Below are 17,616 nucleotides of genomic sequence, written 5' to 3' on the forward strand. Positions count from 1 at the left end.
GAAACGCCCGGTCCCATTCCGAACCCGGAAGCTAAGGCCACCTGCGCCGATGGTACTGCACTCGACAGGGTGTGGGAGAGTAGGACACCGCCGGACAAACTGTTGCGAAAGGCCCTCCAACTACGGTTGGAGGGCCTTTTTGCGTTCCCTTCGCCGTCCCCTAGAGTGCTGGGGTGCGCCTTGTCATTGCTCGTTGCCAGGTCGACTACGTCGGCCGACTCACCGCCCACCTCCCGATGGCCCGCAGGCTGCTGATGATCAAGGCCGACGGGTCGGTGCTCGTGCACTCCGACGGTGGCTCGTACAAGCCGCTGAACTGGATGAGCCCGCCGTGCTGGCTGGAAGAACGCGATATCGCCACCCTGGTGCCCGCGGAGCTGCCGGTGGGGGTGACGGCGCTGCGCGAGGGCAATACGGCGCTGCCGGAGAACATCAAGGCGCTGTGGGTGGTGACCAACAAGGCCGGTGAGGAACTGCGGATCACCATCGAGGACATCGAGCACGACTCCTCGCACGATCTCGGTGTCGACCCAGGCCTGGTGAAGGACGGCGTGGAAGCCCATCTCCAGGAGCTGCTCGCCGAGCACGTGACGAAACTGGGCGAAGGCTACACCCTCATCCGGCGGGAGTTCATGACCGCGATCGGACCGGTCGACCTGCTGTGCCGTGACGCCGACGGTGCGACCGTGGCGGTGGAGATCAAGCGGCGCGGGGAGATCGACGGCGTCGAGCAGCTCACCCGCTACCTCGACCTGCTCAACCGCGATCCGCTGCTGGCACCGGTGACCGGGGTGTTCGCCGCCCAGCAGATCAAGCCGCAGGCGCGTACTCTCGCCGAGGTCAGGGGAATACGCTGCCTCACGCTCGATTACGACGAGCTGCGCGGCACAGAGAGCAACGTTTTCCGCCTCTTCTAGGCTTGGAACCATGCCGCGACGCAAACCACGCACAGAGCGACGTAGCGAGCCGGCGCCGCTCGGTGATGTCTACGGGCGCACCGAGCAGGGGCCGGGCGAGGAAACGTATATCGTCCGAACGGTTCCCGGTGCTCGCGCGCTCAAGACGTATCGGTGCCCCGGCTGTGATCACGAGATCGCGCCGGGTGTCGCACACATCGTCGCCTGGGCCGCCGACGGTGGGGAAGACGACCGCAGGCACTGGCATCAGGGCTGCTGGAACGGCAGAAGGACCCGCGGCATCACCCGTCGCTGGTCCTGAAACCCCGTGTCGAACACAGCGAAGGCCGCCTCGGATATCCGAGGCGGCCTTCGCTTTTCGTTGATCGTGGGGTGGAGCCGATGTCGTCGCTGGTCCGACGTCAGTTGCTGATATCGGCGCTTTCGCGGTCCTCGTCGACGACATCGGAGTCGGCATCGGCGACCTCGGGGATAGCCTTGTTCTGCCGGGAGCCGGACACCGACTTGTTGTTGCCGTTGTTGCTGATCGACTTGCGCTCGGGGGCGCCGTCGAGCAGCTCGCTCTCCCGGTTGACCGCCGCCAGCATGGCGGGCACGGAATCGAGCTGGCCACGGATGCCGAGCAGCTGGGCGAGAACCCGGCCGCGCAGCACGCGCATCTCCTCCGCCAGTTCCTTCGCATGCGCGATCTTGCGCTCGGAGGTCTGGGTGGCGGAGCTGATGAGCCGGTTGGACTCGTCGGTCGCGTCCTTGATCCGCTGGGCGGCCTCGGCGCGGCTGGTGGCCTCGAGCTCTTCCATGGCACGGGTCAGCTTGGTGCGCCGATCGTTCATGGTGGCCTCGAAGTCCTGCTGGGTGGCCTTGCGCTTGGCCTCGGCCTCCTTCGCGAGGCGTTCCACATCGGCCTGCGCGGCCTCGATGATCTTGGCGGACTCGGTGCGCGCGTTCGCGAGGGTCTGCTCGAACTCGATCTCGAGTGCCTCGCGCTTCTCCTTGGTCTCCGCGAGCAGCGACTCGTACTTGCCACGCATCTCGGTGGCCTGCTGCTCGGCGATCGACACCATCTCCGCGGCCTCGGCCTGGGCGAGCGCCCTGACCTCGGACGCTTCGTCCGAAGCCAGGCGCAGCATGCGCGAGATGCGGTCGGACATGCCTTCGGCGGTGGTCGGCGGCACGGACAGCCGGTCGACCTCCTTGCGGAGCTCGTCGATCTCGTCGCGCGCGTCTTCCAGCTGGCTGGCGAGATTACGGGCCTGCGCCGCGGCGGCATCCCGGTCGGTGGCGGTGACGCGGAGCTCCGCGTCGAAGCGGTCGAAGTAGTTGCGCACCTCGTCTTGCGCATAACCCTTGCGCACAACGGTGAAGGGCAGTGCAACGAAGCGATTGCGATCGGACTCAGGTGACGACATGGCACACAAAATACAGCCTCGAGCCTGGCTATGGAGACTCGACCACGATTGTGATCGCGCCGAGATTTATCGGGCGGATCCGCTTACTAGTGCGTAACATTGGGGTTCGGCTCGACCAGCTCCACCAGCACACCGCCAGCATCCTTCGGATGGATGAAATTGATGCGGGAATCGGCGGTGCCGTGCCGGGGCGCCTCGTACAGCAAACGCACACCGCGGTCGCGTAGGTAGGCCGAAACGGCCTCGATGTCGGTGACCCGAAAGGCCAACTGCTGCAAGCCGGGTCCGCTGCGATCGAGGAACTTCGCGATGGTCGACTCCGGGGTGAGTGGAGCCAGCAGCTGCAGCGCGGTGGCCCGATCGGCGGCGGCCGGGCACGACAGCATCGCCTCCACGACACCCTGCGCCTCGTTCACCTCGCGGTGGGTCTCGACCATGCCGAGGTTGTCGGTGTACCAGGCGACGGCGGCATCGAGATCGGGCACCGCGATGCCCACATGGTCGACGGCGATGACGTAGTCGGCGGGGATGATGTTCACGTTGGTCACCTCTCGACGCTAGCGCGAACCTGCCTGCCGGTCACGGTCGCGCAGCGGTTACCGTTGAGTGCAACCCTTGACGCGCGCGGCGTGGCGCTGTGTGCATCGCGGCGAGGTTCGACTCAATGAATGCGAGGCTTTCGTGACGACTTCTGTCATCGTGTCCGGTGCGCGTACTCCGGTCGGCAGGCTGCTCGGCGGCCTGAAGGACTTCAAGGCCTCGGATCTGGCCGGCGTGGCCATCAAGGCCGCGCTGGAGAAGGGCGGCGTCGCCCCCGAGCAGGTCGACTACGTGATCCTCGGCCAGGTGCTGCAGGCCGGTGCCGGGCAGTTGCCGGCGCGTCAGGCGGCCATGGCCGCCGGCATCCCGCTGGACGTGCCGTCGTTGCTGATCAACAAGGTGTGTCTGTCGGGCGTGAACGCGATCGCGCTTGCCGATCAGCTGATCCGCGCCGGTGAGCACGAGATCGTGGTGGCCGGCGGTATGGAGTCGATGAGCCAGACCCCGCACCTGCTGCCGAAGAGCCGCGAGGGCTTCAAGTACGGCGACACCACCCTGGTCGACCATATGGCCTACGACGGCCTGCACGACGTGATCACCGACCAGGCGATGGGCCTGCTCACCGAGGAACGCAACGACCTCGACAAGGTGAGCCGCGCGGCGCAGGACGCGTTCGCCGCGGCCTCGCACCAGCGTGCCGCCGCCGCCTGGAAGAACGGTCTGTTCGCCGACGAGGTCGTGCCGGTGGCCGTGCCGCAGCGCAAGGGCGACCCGGTCTACGTCACCGAGGACGAGGGCATCCGCGCCGACACCACCGTCGAGTCGCTGAGCAAGCTGCGCCCGGCCTTCCGCAAGGACGGCACCGTCACCGCGGGCACCGCCTCGCAGATCTCCGACGGCGCCGCCGCGGTGATCGTGATGAGCAAGGCCAAGGCCGAGGAACTCGGGCTGGAGTGGATCGCCGAGATCGGTGCCGCCGGCCAGGTGGCCGGTCCCGACTCGACGCTGCAGGACCAGCCGGCCAACGCCATCCTCGCCGCCTGTGCCAAGGAAGGCATCACCCCGGCCGAGCTGGACCTGATCGAGATCAACGAGGCCTTCGCCGCGGTCGGCATCGCCTCCACCAAGAAGCTGGGCTACGACCCGGAGAAGGTGAACGTCAACGGCGGCGCGATCTCCATCGGCCACCCGCTCGGTATGTCCGGTGCCCGGATTCTGCTGCATCTGGCGCTGGAGCTGAAGCGTCGTGGTGGCGGTGTGGGCGCGGCCGCGCTGTGTGGTGGTGGTGGCCAGGGCGATGCGCTGATCATCAAGGTCCCGGCCTGATCTGACCGACCAGCGACAGGCCCGCACGCCACCGAGCGTGCGGGCCTGTTCGTGTGAGGGGTTCAACTACACGGTGTCGTAGGTCATGCTGCACAATGACTGGTATGGGTTTCTTCGATCTGCGCACCACCGCCAGCCGCTTCCGGTTCTTCGCGGTGCTCGAGGCGCTGTCCTGGATCGGTCTGCTGACCGGGATGGCGTTCAAGTACCTGCCCGCCGAGGGCAACGAGATCGGCGTGAAGATCTTCGGGCCGGTGCACGGTGGCATCTTCGTCCTGTTCGTGATCACCGCGCTGCTGACCGCGCGCGAGCTGAACTGGAGCCCGAAGACCACCGTGCTGGCGCTGGCGTCGAGCATCCCGCCGCTGGCCACCGTGCTCTTCGAGGTCTGGGCGGTGCGCACCGGTCAGCTCGGCGAGCTGAGCACCGGCGCGAGCGAGGGCGCCGCGGCGACTTCCCCGACGGCTTCGTGACAAACTGGAAAGCGTGACTCGACCCGCTGCCCGTCGTCCTTCGCCCGCCGTCGCCGCCGCCATGTCCGGCGCGGTGGATCTGTCCGCGCTGAAGCAGCCGCCCGCCGGTGCCGGCGGCGCGCCTGCTGCCCCGGGGAACCACACGGTCACCGAGGCGGATTTCGAAGCCAAGGTGCTGCGCCGCTCGATGCAGGTGCCCGTGGTGGTCGCGCTGTTCTCCCAGCGCAGCCCGGGCAGCGTCGAGCTGATGCGCACCCTGGAACGGCTCAATGCCGATGACGGCGGCCGCTGGGACCTGGCCGTCATCGAGGCCGAGCAGAACATGAACATCGTGCAGGCGCTGCGCGTGCAGGGTATCCCCACGGTGATCGCGGTGGCGGGCGGACAGCCGCTGGCCGACTTCGAAGGCGCGCAACCCGAGGCCCAGGTGCGGCAGTGGCTCGACGCCGTCATGGACGCGACCGCGGGCAAACTCGAGGGCGACCCGAACCAGGAGCAGCCCGAGGTCGAGGACCCGCGCTTCACTGCGGCCGAAGACGCCCTCGCCGAGGGCGACATCGCCGGCGCCGAGGCGGCCTACGAGGCGATCCTGGCCGCCGAACCGGCTAACGCGGAGGCCAAGGCGGCGCTGCGCCAGCTGCGCTTCCTGACCAGGGCTCAGCAGCTCGACCCGGCGGTCGTCGCCACCGCCGACGCCGACCCCGGCGACCTGGACGCCGCTCTCGACGCCGCCGACGTCGACATGCTCGAGCAGCGCGCCGAAGCGGCATTCGACCGGATCATCGCCGTCATCAAGCGCACCGCGGGTGACGACCGCACCAGGGCACGCACCCGGCTGCTCGAGCTGTTCGAGCTGTTCGATCCGGCCGAGCCCGTCGTCGTCGCGGCTCGGCGCAAGCTGGCCACCGCGCTGTACTGATCCGCCGACTTCGGGGCCGTCCCGGCTGAACCGCCGGGGCGGCCCCGCCGTATCTCCCACAGACCCGCGGCACCGGGCCGCGAGCTGACCCGAGGAGAACAACCATGACCTCTCTCGATCACGCGGGTGCCGTAGACCAGGCCGAGGTGGAAGCCTTCGCCGGCGCGATGGTCGAGGTACTCGACCACGCGAGCGTCGCGCTGATGATCAGCATGGGTCACCAGGTCGGTCTGTTCGACACGATGGCGGCCAATCCAGGGGCGACCAGTGCCGAACTCGCGGCCGCGGCGGAGCTGAACGAACGCTATGTCCGGGAATGGCTCGGCGCGGTCACCACCGGCGGCATCGTGCACTACGACCCGGCCACGGCCACCTACACGTTGCCGCCCGCGCACGCGGCGAGCCTGACCAGAGCCGCGGGCCCGGACAATCTGGCCAGGGTGATGCAGTTCATCGCCCAGCTGGGCGAGGTGGAACCGAAGATCGTGGAACGGTTCCGGATCGGCGGTGGGCTGTCCTACGAGGACTACGGCCGCTTCCACGCGCTGATGGCCGAGGAGAGCGCCGAGGTGTTCGACGCCGCGTTGCTCGATGTGATCCTGCCGATGGCGCCCGGTCTCACCGACCGGTTGCGGATGGGCATCGACGTGGCCGACATCGCCTGCGGCAGCGGGCACGCGGTGAACCTGATGGCGCGCGCGTTCCCGGCCAGCCGGTTCCGTGGCTACGACTTCTCCGCCGACGCGATCGCCGCGGGCCGGGCCGAGGCTGCGGCGATGGGACTGACCAATGTCGAGTTCGTCGAGCAGGACGTGGCGCAGCTGCACGCGCCGGAATCCTGCGATCTGATCACCGTGTTCGACGCGATCCACGATCAGGCGCATCCCGCGCAGGTGCTGGCCAATATCTCCGAGGCGTTGCGCGGGGACGGTGTCTTCCTGATGGTCGACATCCACGCGTCGAGCGTCCTCGAGGAGAACATGGACCTGCCGCTCGGCCCGTTCCTGTACGCGGTGTCGACCATGCACTGCATGTCGGTGTCGCTCGGCCAGGGCGGCGACGGTCTCGGCACGGTATGGGGTGAGCAGCGGGCGCTGTCGATGCTCACCGACGCCGGGTTCACCCAGGTGCGCACCGAACACGTCGACGGTGATCCGCTCAACACCTACTACATCGCCACCAAGAACTGAGCCGGGCGCGCTGCGCGAGCTTCCGCGCTACAACAGCGCCGGGTCGGTACCGACCTGCTGACGATCCGGGTGGACCTGACCGACTGAGCGGGTCAGCGCTCGGCGGCCAGCCAGACGGCGCTGTTGGGTGCCAAGGTGAGCGCGGCCGAGGCGGGCCTGCCGTGCCAGGCGGTGTCCTCGGCGCGCACACCGCCGAGGTTGCCGAGGCCGGACCCGCCGTACTCCTGGGCATCGGTATTGAGAACTTCGCGCCAGAAACCGCTGTGCGGCAGGCCGATCCGGTAGTCGTGTCTGGTCGCGCCGGAGAAGTTGAAGACGCAGGCGACCGCGCTGCCGTCGGACCCCCAGCGCAGGAAGGCGAACACGGAGGCGGCGCTGTCGTCGGCCTCGATCCAGGAATGCCCGCCGGGCGTGGTGTCCTGGCTCCACAGCGCCGGATGTGCGGTATAGGTGCGGTTGAGGTCGGCGACCATAGTCGAAATGCCTTGGTGCAGTGGATTTTCCAGTTCATGCCAGTCCAGGCCGCGGTCGTTGTCCCATTCCCGGAACTGACCGAATTCCTGGCCCATGAACAACAGCTGCTTGCCGGGGTGGGCCCACATGTAGGCCAGCAGCGCGCGCACGCCGCTCGCCTTGGCGAAGTCGTCGCCGGGCATCCTGGTCCACAGCGTGCCCTTGCCGTGCACGACCTCGTCGTGGCTGATCGGCAGCACGTAGTTCTCGCTCCAGGCGTAGACCAGGGAGAACGTCATCTCGTTGTGGTGCCAGGACCGGTGGATCGGGTCGCGGCCCAGGTAGCCGAGGGTGTCGTGCATCCAGCCCATGTTCCACTTCATGGTGAAACCGAGCCCACCCACATCGGTGCCGCGGGTGACACCGGGCCAGGTTGTCGATTCCTCGGCGACGGTCACCACGCCGGGGTACGCGCGGTGCACGGTGTCGTTGAGCTCCTGCAGGAAATCGACGGCCTCCAGGTTCTCCCTGCCGCCGTAGATATTGGGCTCCCAGCCACCGGCGGGACGGGAGTAGTCCAGATAGAGCATCGAGGCCACCGCGTCGACGCGCAGGCCGTCGATGTGGAACTCCTCGATCCAGTACGCGGCGTTGGCGACTAGGAAGTTGCGGACCTCGTTGCGTCCGAAGTCGAAAACATAGGTGCCCCAGTCGAGTTGCTCGCCGCGCCGGGGGTCGGAGTGTTCGTAGAGCGGGGTGCCGTCGAAGCGGGCGAGCGCCCACTCGTCGCGGGGGAAGTGCGCGGGTACCCAGTCGAGCAGGACACCGATTCCGGCATCGTGCAGATGGTCGACGAAGTAGCGGAAATCGTCGGGACTGCCGAAGCGGGAGCTCGGCGCGTAATAGGAGGTGACCTGGTAGCCCCAGGAGCCGCCGAACGGGTGCTCGGCGACGGGGAGCAACTCCACGTGGGTGAACCCGGCCGCCCGCACGTAGTCGGCCAGTTGCCGGGCGAGGTCGCGGTAGCCGAGGCCGGGCCGCCACGAACCCAGATGCACCTCGTAGACACTCATCGGGGCACGGGTGGCGTCGGTGCCTGCGCGGCGGTCCAGCCACGCGCTGTCGCGCCACACGTGATCGGCGCGGGTGACCACCGACGCGGTCGCGGGCGGTACCTCGGTCGCGAACGCCAGCGGGTCGGCGTGGTCGACCACCCTGCCGTCGGCGCAGTACACCCGGTACTTGTAGCGGGTGCCGGGGCCGACACCTGGCACGAACACCTCCCAGACACCGGAGGATCCGAGCGAGCGCATCGGGGCCGAGGCGCCACCCCACAGATCGAAATCGCCGAACACGGTGACGCCGCGGGCATTCGGTGCCCACACCGCGAACGAGGTGCCGTCGACATCCCCGTCGAGGGTGGTGTAGTGCCGCGGATGCGCGCCGAGCACCTCCCACAGCCGGGTGTGGCGGCCCTCGCCGATCAGATGCAGATCGAACTCGCCGACGGTGGGCAGGAAGCGGTAGCCGTCGGCGGACAGGACCGTCCGGCCGCCCGGATAGCCGGTGCGCAGGCGGTAGTCGTCGATCTCGGGGTAGGGCAGAACCGCACCGAATACGCCGTGGCCCAGCGATTTCAGTGGGTGCTCGGCCGCGCCGACCAGGACCGTCACGGACTCGGCATGCGGGCGAAGCGCGCGCACCGCGGTGCCGTCGGGATGCGGATGCGCGCCGAGGACGGTGTGCGGGTCGGGGTGGGTGCCCGCGGCGAGCAGCATCAGGTCGCGGCGCTTCATCAGAAGGTCCGGCGGTAGGCCAGTGGGGCGCGGGCGGCGGCGGGGACAGCGGGCAGCGCGAGAATGTGGGCGACCGCGCGTGACGGCTCCAGGCGCACGAAATTGCGCTGGCCCCAATGGTATTCCTCACCGCTGACCTCGTCGAACACCACCGGATGGTCGTGCCATTCGCGGCCGATCGCGGGCAGATCGAGCGAGATGTGGCCCTGTTCGGCGCCGTACGGATTCAGGTTCACGATCACCAGTACCGCGTCGCCGGAGGCCGGATCGAACTTGGAATAGGCGATGAGCGCGTCGTTGTCGATGTGGTGGAAGTGGATGCAGCGCAGCTGCTGGAGCGCGGGGTGGGCACGGCGGATCTCGTTGAGCCTGGTCAGCCACGGTTCCAGGGATTCTCCCCTGGCCAGGGCACCGGCGAAATCGCGTGGCCGCAGTTCGTACTTCTCGGAGTTCAGGTACTCCTCGCTGCCCGGCCGCACCGCCTCGTGTTCGAACAGTTCGTACCCGGAGTACACCCCCCAGGTCGGCGCGAGCGTGGCGGCGAGGACGGCGCGGATGGCGAACATGCCCGGCCCGCCGTGCTGCAGGCTCTCGTGCAGGATGTCGGGGGTGTTCACGAAGAGGTTGGGGCGGGCTTCGTCGGCCTTGGCGGCCAGCTCGTTGCCGAAGTCGGTGAGCTCCCACTTGTGTACGCGCCAGGTGAAATAGGTGTAGGACTGGCTGAAGCCGCGCCGGGCCAGACCGTACAGGCGGGCGGGGCGGGTGAATGCCTCGGACAGGAAGATCACGCCTGGATCGGTATGGCGCACCTGCGCGATCAGCCACTCCCAGAAGTCGGCGGGCTTGGTGTGCGGGTTGTCGACCCGGAAGATGGTGACGCCGAGGGAGATCCAGTGCCGCACTACCCGCAGCACCTCGGCGTAGATGCCGTCGGGATCGTTGTCGAAATCGACCGGGTAGATGTCCTGATACTTCTTCGGCGGGTTCTCGGCGAAGGCGATGGTGCCGTCGGGCAGCGTGGTGAACCACTCCGGGTGGGCACTGACCCAGGGGTGGTCGGGGGCGCACTGCAAGGCCAGGTCGAGTGCCACCTCCAGCCCGAGATCCTGTGCGGCGGCGACGAAGTCGGCGAAATCGTCCTCGGTGCCGAGACGCGGGTGGATCCCGTCGTGGCCGCCGTCGGCCGAACCGATGGCCCACGGTGAGCCCACATCACCTGGTTCGGTGGTGAGGGCGTTGTTGCGGCCCTTGCGATTGATCTCGCCGACCGGGTGGATCGGCGGCAGATACACCACATCAAAGCCCATGCCCGCGATCCTCGGTAGGTCGGCGGCCGCGGTGGCGAAGGTGCCGTGGACCGGATTGCCGTCGGCATCGCGGCCGCCGGTGGAGCGCGGGAAGAACTCGTACCACGAGCCGACCAGCGCGCGCCGCCGCTCCACGTGCACGGTGTGCTGGGCACTGCGGGTGACCAGTTCGCGCAGCGGCGTGGCGCGCAGGATCTCGGCGACCTCGGCGCTGAAGGCGGGCGCGACCCTGGCCGGCAGCTGTTCCTCCCCCCGCAGGGCCGCCGCCGCGGCGCGCAGCCGCTCGAACTGTTTCTTCGGCACCGCCTGGGCTGCCCGGTCGAGCAGGGTGGCGCCGATCTCGAGATCGTTGGCGAGGTCGGCGGCCGACTGACCGACCGCGAGTTTGGCTTCCACGGCCGAGCGCCAGGTGGTGATCGGATCGCTCCAGCCCTCGATGCGGAACGCCCAGGTGCCCGGCTGGTGCGGGGTGAAGACGGCGTTGAACACGTCCGGCTCGTAGTCCGGTGTCATCGGGATCCGGTTGATCCGGGTCGACCCCGGAGCGCGCACCGCCAGCGTCGCCGCCACGGCACCGTGGCCCTCCCGCCAGACAACGGCCCGCACGGGGAACACCTCGCCCACCGCCGCCTTCGCCGGGCGGCCGCCGGGAATCGACGGGGCGATGTCATCGATGGCAATCCGGCCGGTCACCGGACAAACCTACTGCATTCTCGCCGGACGGGGGCCGAGGCCGGACAGGAGCCGGTCGAGCGCGGCGACGGTGTCGGGGAGAGCGTCGGGGTCGGTACTGCCTGCGAGCCAGAGCGCGGCCTCGTTCATGGCGCCGGACAGGAGCCGGGTCAGCGGGGCGACCGGCTGGGGCGGCAGGATTCCCGCGTCGACCAGTGACTGCAGCGCCTCGCCGAGGTGCCGGGCGGAGTTCACCTCGTCGAGTTCGCGCCATTCGTGCCAGCCGAGTACGGCGGGGCCGTCGATGAGCATGATTCGCTGGACCAGGGGATCGGTGCAGGCCCGCAGGAAAGCCGCGCAGCCGGTGCGCAGCTGGGTCCACGGGTCGGGCTCGGCGTCGGCGGCGGTGGCGACTTCGGCGCCGACCTCGGTCTGCACCTGGGTGAGCACCGCGCGGAACAGGTCGGCCTTGCTGTCGAAGTGGTGGTACAGCGCGCCCTTGGTGACGCCCGCCTCCGCCACGATCTCCGACAAGCCAACGGCGGCATAGCCTTTCGTCGCGAACAGCTGCCTGCTGCGCGCGATCAGCAGCTGTCGCGTCTCCTCGCGCTGCTTGGCCCGTGCGGTCGATGCCATCGCTCGTCCTTCCCTATTGACCTACCGATGGTATGTGAACTACTCTACGACACATACCAACGGTATGTGAAAGGGAATGTCATGGCACTGAGCAGCTTCTACCCGGTTCTGGCCACCAGTGAGATCGCGGCCTCGCGCGACTTCTACACCAGCTGGTTCGGCTTCGAGATCACCTTCGAGGCCGACTGGTACGTGAGCCTGCGTCGACCGGCGCCCGACGGTGAACCCGCCTACGAGCTGGCCCTCCTCGATCCGACCCACCCGACCATCCCGGCCGGTTTCGGCAAGCCGGTCCAGGGCCTGATCCTGAACTTCGAGGTCGACGACGTCGACGCCGAATGGGAGCGGCTCGTCGTCGCCGGTGGCATGCGGGCCGAACTCGAGATCCGCAGCGAGGACTTCGGGCAGCGTCACTTCATCGTCGCCGACCCCGCGGGCGTGCTCGTCGACATCATCACCGAGATCCCCCCGTCGCCGGAGTTCGCCGCGCAGTTCGCCGAGCAGCCCGCCGACGCCGCGAGCTGAGCACGAGCCCGAGCCGACGCGAGGCGGCGGGTGAGCCGGTACAGTTCGGCTGGTGAAGGCACTTCGTCGGTTCACTGTCCGTGCCCACCTGCCGGAGCGGCTCGCCGCGCTCGGCGAGTTGTCGACGAACCTGCGGTGGTCGTGGCACGGCCCGACGCAGGATCTGTTCGCCGAACTCGACCCGGCGCTGTGGCGTGTCGTCGGCCAGGATCCGGTGCGAATGCTGGGGGAGGTGCCCGCCGAGCGGCTCGATGAGCTGGCGGCCGACTCCGGCTACACTTCGCGGGTCGACGCGGCCGCCGCCGGGCTGGCCGACTATCTGAGCAGGCCGCGCTGGTTCCAGGAGCAGACCGGAACGACGGTCGCCGGGATCGCCTACTTCTCGATGGAGTTCGGAGTCACCGAGGTGCTGCCGAACTACTCCGGTGGCCTCGGCATTCTCGCCGGTGACCACCTCAAGGCCGCCTCGGATCTCGGTCTTCCACTGATCGGGGTCGGGCTGCTGTACCGCTCCGGCTACTTCCGGCAGTCGCTGTCGGCCGACGGCTGGCAGCTGGAGCACTATCCGGCGCTCGACCCACAGGGGCTGCCGCTGCGGCTGCTGACCAGCGACGGGTCACCGGTGCTGATCCATGTCGGCATGCCGGAGGGCAGGGTGCTGCGGGCCAGGGTGTGGATCGCCCAGGTCGGCCGGATTCCGTTGCTGCTGCTCGATTCCGATATCGCCGAGAACGATCCCGAGCTGCGCGCGGTCACCGACCGGCTCTACGGCGGCGATCAGGACCACCGGATCAAACAGGAGATCCTGGCAGGCATCGGCGGCGTCCGCGCGGTGCGGGCCTACACGAGGGCGACCGGGTTGCCCGATCCCGACGTGTTCCATATGAACGAAGGGCACGCCGGCTTCCTCGGAGTGGAGCGGATTCGCGAATTCGTCGCCGACGGAATGGATTTCGACACCGCGCTGGCGGCAGTGCGGGCAGGCACGGTCTTCACCACACACACCCCGGTACCCGCTGGCATCGACCGGTTCCCGATGCCGCTGGTGCGCAGGTACTTCGGCGGTGCGCACGGTGAGGCCGAATCCGCCTTGCTGCCAGGACTTTCCGTCGACCGGATCCTCGGGTTCGGGCGCGAATCGGATCCCGCCGTATTCAACATGGCGCACATGGGGCTGCGGCTGGCGCAGCGCGCCAACGGCGTATCGAAATTGCACGGCGAGGTCAGCCGGGACATGTTCGCCGGGCTGTGGCCCGGCTTCGACCCGGCCGAGGTGCCGATCGGGTCGGTCACCAACGGCGTACACGCCCCCACCTGGGCCGCGCGGGAATGGATCGACAAGGCCCGTGAACTCGTCGGGCCGGAGCTGGTGGAGGAGGCACGCGGCTGGGAGAAGCTCAGCGATGTCGACCTCGGGCAGCTGTGGTCGACCCGTAACACCTTGCGAGCTGTCCTGATCGAGGAGGTGCGGCGCAGGCTGCGCGAGTCCTGGTATCAGCGCGGCGCGGCCGAAGCCGAACTCGGCTGGATCGACGACGTCTTCGACCCGGATGTGCTCACCGTCGGCTTCGCCCGCCGGGTACCGACCTACAAGCGACTCACCCTCATGCTGCGCGACCCCGAGCGGCTGCGCGCACTGCTGCTCGATCCGCAGCGTCCGGTGCAGCTGGTGGTCGCAGGCAAGAGCCACCCCGCCGACGACGGCGGCAAGGCACTGATCCAGCAGGTCGTGCGGTTCGCCGACGATCCGGCGGTGCGCCATCGGATCGTCTTCCTGCCCGACTACGACATGTCGATGGCCCGCTATCTGTACTGGGGTTGCGATGTGTGGCTGAACAACCCGCTGCGCCCGCTCGAGGCTTGCGGTACCTCCGGGATGAAGTCGGCGCTCAACGGCGGGCTCAACCTGTCCATCCGGGACGGCTGGTGGGACGAGATGTACGACGGCGAGAACGGCTGGGCCATCCCCACCGCCGACGGCGTGCGCGACGAGCATCGCCGCGACGATCTCGAGGCCGCCGCGCTCTACGAGCTGGTCGAGCGCACGGTGGCCCCCCGGTTCTACGACCGCGACGCCACCGGCGTTCCCGTCCGCTGGACCGAGATGGTGCGCCACACGCTGCAGACCACCAGCCCGAAGGTGCTGGCCTCGCGGATGGTGCGCGACTACGCCGAGCAGTACTACGGCCCGGCGGCCGCGGCGTTCGGCGCCGCCGCCGCGGACAAGTTCGCCGGGGCGGCCAGGGTCGCCGAGTACCGCAAGCGAGTCGACGCCGCCTGGCCCGCGGTGCGGGTGGTCCAGGTTGACAGTTCCGGGTTGCCCGACACCCCGGTGATCGGCGCCGAACTGGCGCTGCACGCACGGATCGAACTCGGCGGACTCGCACCGTCGGATGTGGTGGTGCAGGCGGTGCTCGGCCGGGTGTCACCGGCCGACGACCTGTCCGACACCACCACGATCGAGATGACGCACACCGGTGCCGAGGACGGCATCGACCAGTACTCGGTGCGGTCGCCGGTGCCGCTGTCGGGCGCGGTCGGCTACACCGTTCGGGTGCTGCCGCACAACGCGCTGCTCGCCTCGGACGCCGAGCTGGGGCTGGTGGCCGTCGCGGGCGCGTGACCTGCGTCGTATCCGCAGGCCGCGGGTTATTCGATTCAGTGAACTTTCCGCTACCGTTCCCTGGCATCCTTCTTCTTTGAAACCGCGGACTGGAGTGTCATGGCCAGCGATGTCGTAACCCGTGCCCGACGGCGCGTCGACGGATACTTCGGTGTCACGTCGAGCGGGTCCTCCTACCGGCGCGAGGCGATGGCGGGCACGGTCACGTTCCTGGCCATGTCCTACGTGCTCGCGGTGAACCCGTCGATCCTCGGTGACGAGGGACCGCTGGGCGACAAGGGCATTCCGATGCAGGCGGTGTTCACCGCCACGGCGGTGGCCGCGATCTTCGGCACGCTCGTCATGGGTATCTGGGCGCGGTACCCGATCGCGCTGGCGCCGGGTATGGGGCTGAACGCGTTCTTCGCCTTCACGGTGGTGCTCAGCATGGGCATTCCGTGGCAGGTGGCGCTGTCGGGCACCCTGCTCTCCGGCGTCATCTTCTTCGTGCTCGCGGTCACCAAGGTCCGCGAACGCATTCTCAACGCGATTCCGATGCAGATGAAGCTCGCCGTCGGCGCCGGCATCGGCCTGTTCGTCGCGTTCCTCGGTTTGAAGAACGCCGGCATCGTCGTCGACAGCGAGGCGACGCTGGTGACGCTGGGCGACCTGACGGTCGGCACCACCCTGCTCGCGCTGTTCGGACTGGTCGTGACCGTGGTGCTGCTGGTGATCGGCTGGCACGGCGCGGTGATGTACGGCATCGTCGCCACCGCGATCCTGGGCATGGTGACCGGTCTGGTGGCGGTGCCGGACGGCATCGCCGAGCTGCCCAAGGGGCTCGATCAGACCTTCGGCCAGGCGATCATCCACCTGCCGGACGCCTTCACCAGCCAGATGATCGTCGTCGTGCTCACCATGCTGTTCGTCGATTTCTTCGACTCCTCCGGCACGTTGATCGGGGTGGCCAATCAGGCGGGGCTGCTGAAGAAGGACGGCACCCTGCCGCGTGCGGCGAGCGCGCTGGCGGCGGACTCGGTCGGCACAACGGCGGGCGCGATCATCGGCACCTCCACCACCACGGCCTATGTGGAATCGACGGCGGGTGTGTCGGCGGGTGGCCGGACCGGGCTGACCGCCGTGACCACGGCGGGCTGGTTCCTGGTCGCGATGTTCTGCTATCCGATCTTCTCGGTGATCGCCGGCTCGCCCGCGCTGACCGCGCCGGCGTTGATCGTGGTCGGCGTGCTGATGTCGCGGGCGCTCGGTGATATCGATTGGCAGCACCTCGAGTATTCGGTGCCCGCGTTCCTCACCGTGATCATGATGCCGCTGACCTATTCGATCGCCAACGGTCTGGCGATCGGCATGATCTTCTACCCGATCGTGATGGTCGCCAAGGGCCGGATCAAGGAGATCCACCCGGCCATGTGGGCGTTGATGGCGCTGTTCCTCGGGTACTTCTTCTTCCTGGTGGAATAGGTGCGCGCGGCATAGGTGTGTCTATACTTAGGCAAGCCTAGCCAAGCTTGAAGGAGAATCACCTATGAAGCGCTCGTTCGCTGCCGCAACGATGGCGGTCGCCGCCCTCTTCGCGCCGGTCACCGCGGCCGTCGTCGCCGCGCCCGCCGCCATCGCCGCCCCGGCCGCGCCGTCGGCCGGTGAGCTGCAGGGCAAGCTGCAGGCCGCCATGAACGGCTCGGCCGCCGAGCTGGAGTCGGGCAACGCCGGCAGCCTCACGGTGGTTCGCGACACCGTCAACCGGATCCCGGGCTACACCTGGTACGTCACGGGGCCGGTCACCGTGGAGGGCGACACCCTCTCTGCCACCCTGAACAGCCAGCTCGGTGACTACGTCTTCCCGATCCCGGTGACCTGGAAGAACATCGACGGCACCTGGAAGCTGTCGCAGGAGTCGGAGAGCACGCTCGTCAGCTACGCGACCATGGCGTGGTGACAGATCACTAGAAGGGGCCGTCCGATTCGGGCGGCCCTTTCGCATTTCTGTGAGCAGCGTCACAGTTCTGGTGGGGGTGACGTGAAATAGTAGCCGTGGACCCAGGGTTGTGACCGGAAGGCAACCGGACTGTGGTCCGGTTGCGGGCATGGATCGAATCGCAGATGAGGACGCAACGATGACCGACACCGCTAGCCGCACCACTCCCACGACCGTCACCACAACCACCGCCGACGAGATCAACGCCGCGGGCATCGGCCTGCTCGTGCTCCGCGTCGGCTTCGGCGGCCTGATGGCCGCCTACGGCGCACAGAAGCTGTTCGGCTGGTTCAACGGCCCAGGCCTTTCGGCGACCCAGGACATGTTCGAGGGCATGGGCTACAACCCGGGCGCGCTGTTCGGCACGCTGGCCGGGCTCACCGAGCTGATCGGTGGGCTGCTGCTTGTCTTCGGTCTGTTCACGCCGCTGGCCGCCGCCATCGTGGTCGGCACCATGATCAACGCCATCAACGTGCTGTGGAGCGGTGGTCTGTTCCCGGCCGATCCGTCGGTCCAGGGTTATTCGACCCCGCTGCTGTTCGCTATCGCCGCCGCGGCACTTGCCTTCACCGGCCCCGGCCGGTTCTCGCTCGACCACGGGCGGCCGTGGGCGCGCCAGGGCGTGGTGTGGGGCGGGGCCGCGGTGGCGCTGGCCGTGGTCACCGCCGTGGTCACGCTGATCCTGAAGGGCGTGCTCTGAGCTGAGACGAACAGCGGCGCGGTGCGGTGGATTCGCCGCGCCGCGCCGCTGTTTCGTTACCGGCCGTACGCTCGCGGTTGGGCGCACTGCCCGCGGCCGACGGCGCGGGCGATTACCCTCGGCGTCGGCACGGCGAACACTGTGCCGACGCATCG

Annotated in this window: 16 protein-coding genes and 1 rRNA gene; 12 read left to right on the plus strand and 5 right to left on the minus strand. The window is 68.4% G+C overall.

Annotation, left to right across the window (positions count from 1 at the left end; all coding sequences use genetic code 11):
• From rrf to ACFOW8_RS09360, 3 genes are all read left to right on the plus strand, one after another.
• Positions 1 to 96: ribosomal RNA gene (rrf, locus tag ACFOW8_RS09350) — 5S ribosomal RNA — on the plus strand; the annotation flags it as partial.
• 77 nt (positions 97 to 173) lie between these two features.
• The gene (nucS, locus tag ACFOW8_RS09355; RefSeq protein ID WP_378548657.1) at positions 174 to 917 is read left to right on the plus strand and encodes an endonuclease NucS; all 744 of its coding nucleotides are present in this window, start codon (positions 174 to 176) and stop codon (positions 915 to 917) included.
• Positions 918 to 927: 10 nt separating this feature from the next.
• Positions 928 to 1,218, plus strand: coding sequence for an ATP/GTP-binding protein (locus tag ACFOW8_RS09360; protein ID WP_378548660.1), 291 nt, complete (start codon positions 928 to 930; stop codon positions 1,216 to 1,218).
• 100 nt (positions 1,219 to 1,318) lie between these two features.
• Here ACFOW8_RS09360 and ACFOW8_RS09365 read toward each other — a convergent pair whose 3' ends face one another.
• The gene (locus ACFOW8_RS09365; protein WP_378548662.1) at positions 1,319 to 2,326 is read right to left on the minus strand and encodes a hypothetical protein; all 1,008 of its coding nucleotides are present in this window, start codon (positions 2,324 to 2,326) and stop codon (positions 1,319 to 1,321) included.
• 86 nt (positions 2,327 to 2,412) lie between these two features.
• On the minus strand, positions 2,413 to 2,874 hold the full coding sequence (gene mce / locus ACFOW8_RS09370) for a methylmalonyl-CoA epimerase (RefSeq protein ID WP_378548664.1): 462 nt from the start codon (positions 2,872 to 2,874) through the stop codon (positions 2,413 to 2,415).
• Between the two features lie 133 nt (positions 2,875 to 3,007).
• Here mce and ACFOW8_RS09375 point away from each other — a divergent pair, with 133 nt between their 5' ends.
• From ACFOW8_RS09375 to ACFOW8_RS09390, 4 genes are all read left to right on the plus strand, one after another.
• Complete coding sequence (locus tag ACFOW8_RS09375) at positions 3,008 to 4,192, plus strand: acetyl-CoA C-acetyltransferase (protein WP_378548667.1); 1,185 nt, start codon at positions 3,008 to 3,010, stop codon at positions 4,190 to 4,192.
• 95 nt (positions 4,193 to 4,287) lie between these two features.
• Positions 4,288 to 4,665, plus strand: a complete 378-nt coding sequence (locus ACFOW8_RS09380) for a DUF3817 domain-containing protein (RefSeq protein ID WP_378548670.1) — start codon at positions 4,288 to 4,290, stop codon at positions 4,663 to 4,665.
• A gap of 61 nt (positions 4,666 to 4,726) precedes the next feature.
• Positions 4,727 to 5,584 (plus strand): tetratricopeptide repeat protein, encoded by an 858-nt coding sequence (locus ACFOW8_RS09385; protein ID WP_378548836.1) that lies wholly within the window; start codon positions 4,727 to 4,729, stop codon positions 5,582 to 5,584.
• 104 nt (positions 5,585 to 5,688) lie between these two features.
• On the plus strand, positions 5,689 to 6,774 hold the full coding sequence (locus tag ACFOW8_RS09390; protein WP_378548673.1) for a class I SAM-dependent methyltransferase: 1,086 nt from the start codon (positions 5,689 to 5,691) through the stop codon (positions 6,772 to 6,774).
• A gap of 92 nt (positions 6,775 to 6,866) precedes the next feature.
• Here ACFOW8_RS09390 and glgB read toward each other — a convergent pair whose 3' ends face one another.
• From glgB to ACFOW8_RS09405, 3 genes are read right to left on the minus strand one after another with little or no spacing between them, the layout of a single operon-like run.
• Complete coding sequence (glgB, locus tag ACFOW8_RS09395; protein ID WP_378548676.1) at positions 6,867 to 9,023, minus strand: 1,4-alpha-glucan branching protein GlgB; 2,157 nt, start codon at positions 9,021 to 9,023, stop codon at positions 6,867 to 6,869.
• Positions 9,023 to 11,023: an alpha-1,4-glucan--maltose-1-phosphate maltosyltransferase gene (locus tag ACFOW8_RS09400; RefSeq protein ID WP_378548679.1), complete on the minus strand. Its 2,001-nt coding sequence runs from the start codon at positions 11,021 to 11,023 to the stop codon at positions 9,023 to 9,025. The genes glgB and ACFOW8_RS09400 overlap by 1 nt, the downstream gene beginning before the upstream one ends.
• A 9-nt stretch (positions 11,024 to 11,032) precedes the next feature.
• A complete protein-coding gene (locus ACFOW8_RS09405) occupies positions 11,033 to 11,638 on the minus strand; it encodes a TetR/AcrR family transcriptional regulator (RefSeq protein WP_378548682.1) in 606 nt (201 codons plus the stop codon).
• A gap of 81 nt (positions 11,639 to 11,719) precedes the next feature.
• Here ACFOW8_RS09405 and ACFOW8_RS09410 point away from each other — a divergent pair, with 81 nt between their 5' ends.
• From ACFOW8_RS09410 to ACFOW8_RS09430, 5 genes are all read left to right on the plus strand, one after another.
• Positions 11,720 to 12,163, plus strand: a complete 444-nt coding sequence (locus ACFOW8_RS09410) for a VOC family protein (protein WP_378548685.1) — start codon at positions 11,720 to 11,722, stop codon at positions 12,161 to 12,163.
• Positions 12,164 to 12,215: 52 nt separating this feature from the next.
• Positions 12,216 to 14,786: an alpha-glucan family phosphorylase gene (gene glgP / locus ACFOW8_RS09415; protein ID WP_378548688.1), complete on the plus strand. Its 2,571-nt coding sequence runs from the start codon at positions 12,216 to 12,218 to the stop codon at positions 14,784 to 14,786.
• 99 nt (positions 14,787 to 14,885) lie between these two features.
• Positions 14,886 to 16,247, plus strand: a complete 1,362-nt coding sequence (locus ACFOW8_RS09420) for an NCS2 family permease (RefSeq protein ID WP_378548691.1) — start codon at positions 14,886 to 14,888, stop codon at positions 16,245 to 16,247.
• A 64-nt stretch (positions 16,248 to 16,311) separates the two neighbouring features.
• Complete coding sequence (locus ACFOW8_RS09425) at positions 16,312 to 16,722, plus strand: hypothetical protein (protein WP_378548694.1); 411 nt, start codon at positions 16,312 to 16,314, stop codon at positions 16,720 to 16,722.
• Between the two features lie 178 nt (positions 16,723 to 16,900).
• Positions 16,901 to 17,461 carry a DoxX family protein gene (locus ACFOW8_RS09430; RefSeq protein ID WP_378548697.1) on the plus strand — a complete coding sequence of 187 codons (561 nt, stop codon included), beginning with the start codon at positions 16,901 to 16,903 and terminating at the stop codon, positions 17,459 to 17,461.
• The last annotated feature ends 155 nt before the right edge of the window (positions 17,462 to 17,616 follow it).

Origin of the sequence: Nocardia rhizosphaerae, assembly GCF_042650365.1 — a bacterium.
GTDB classification, from domain to species: domain Bacteria; phylum Actinomycetota; class Actinomycetes; order Mycobacteriales; family Mycobacteriaceae; genus Nocardia; species Nocardia rhizosphaerae.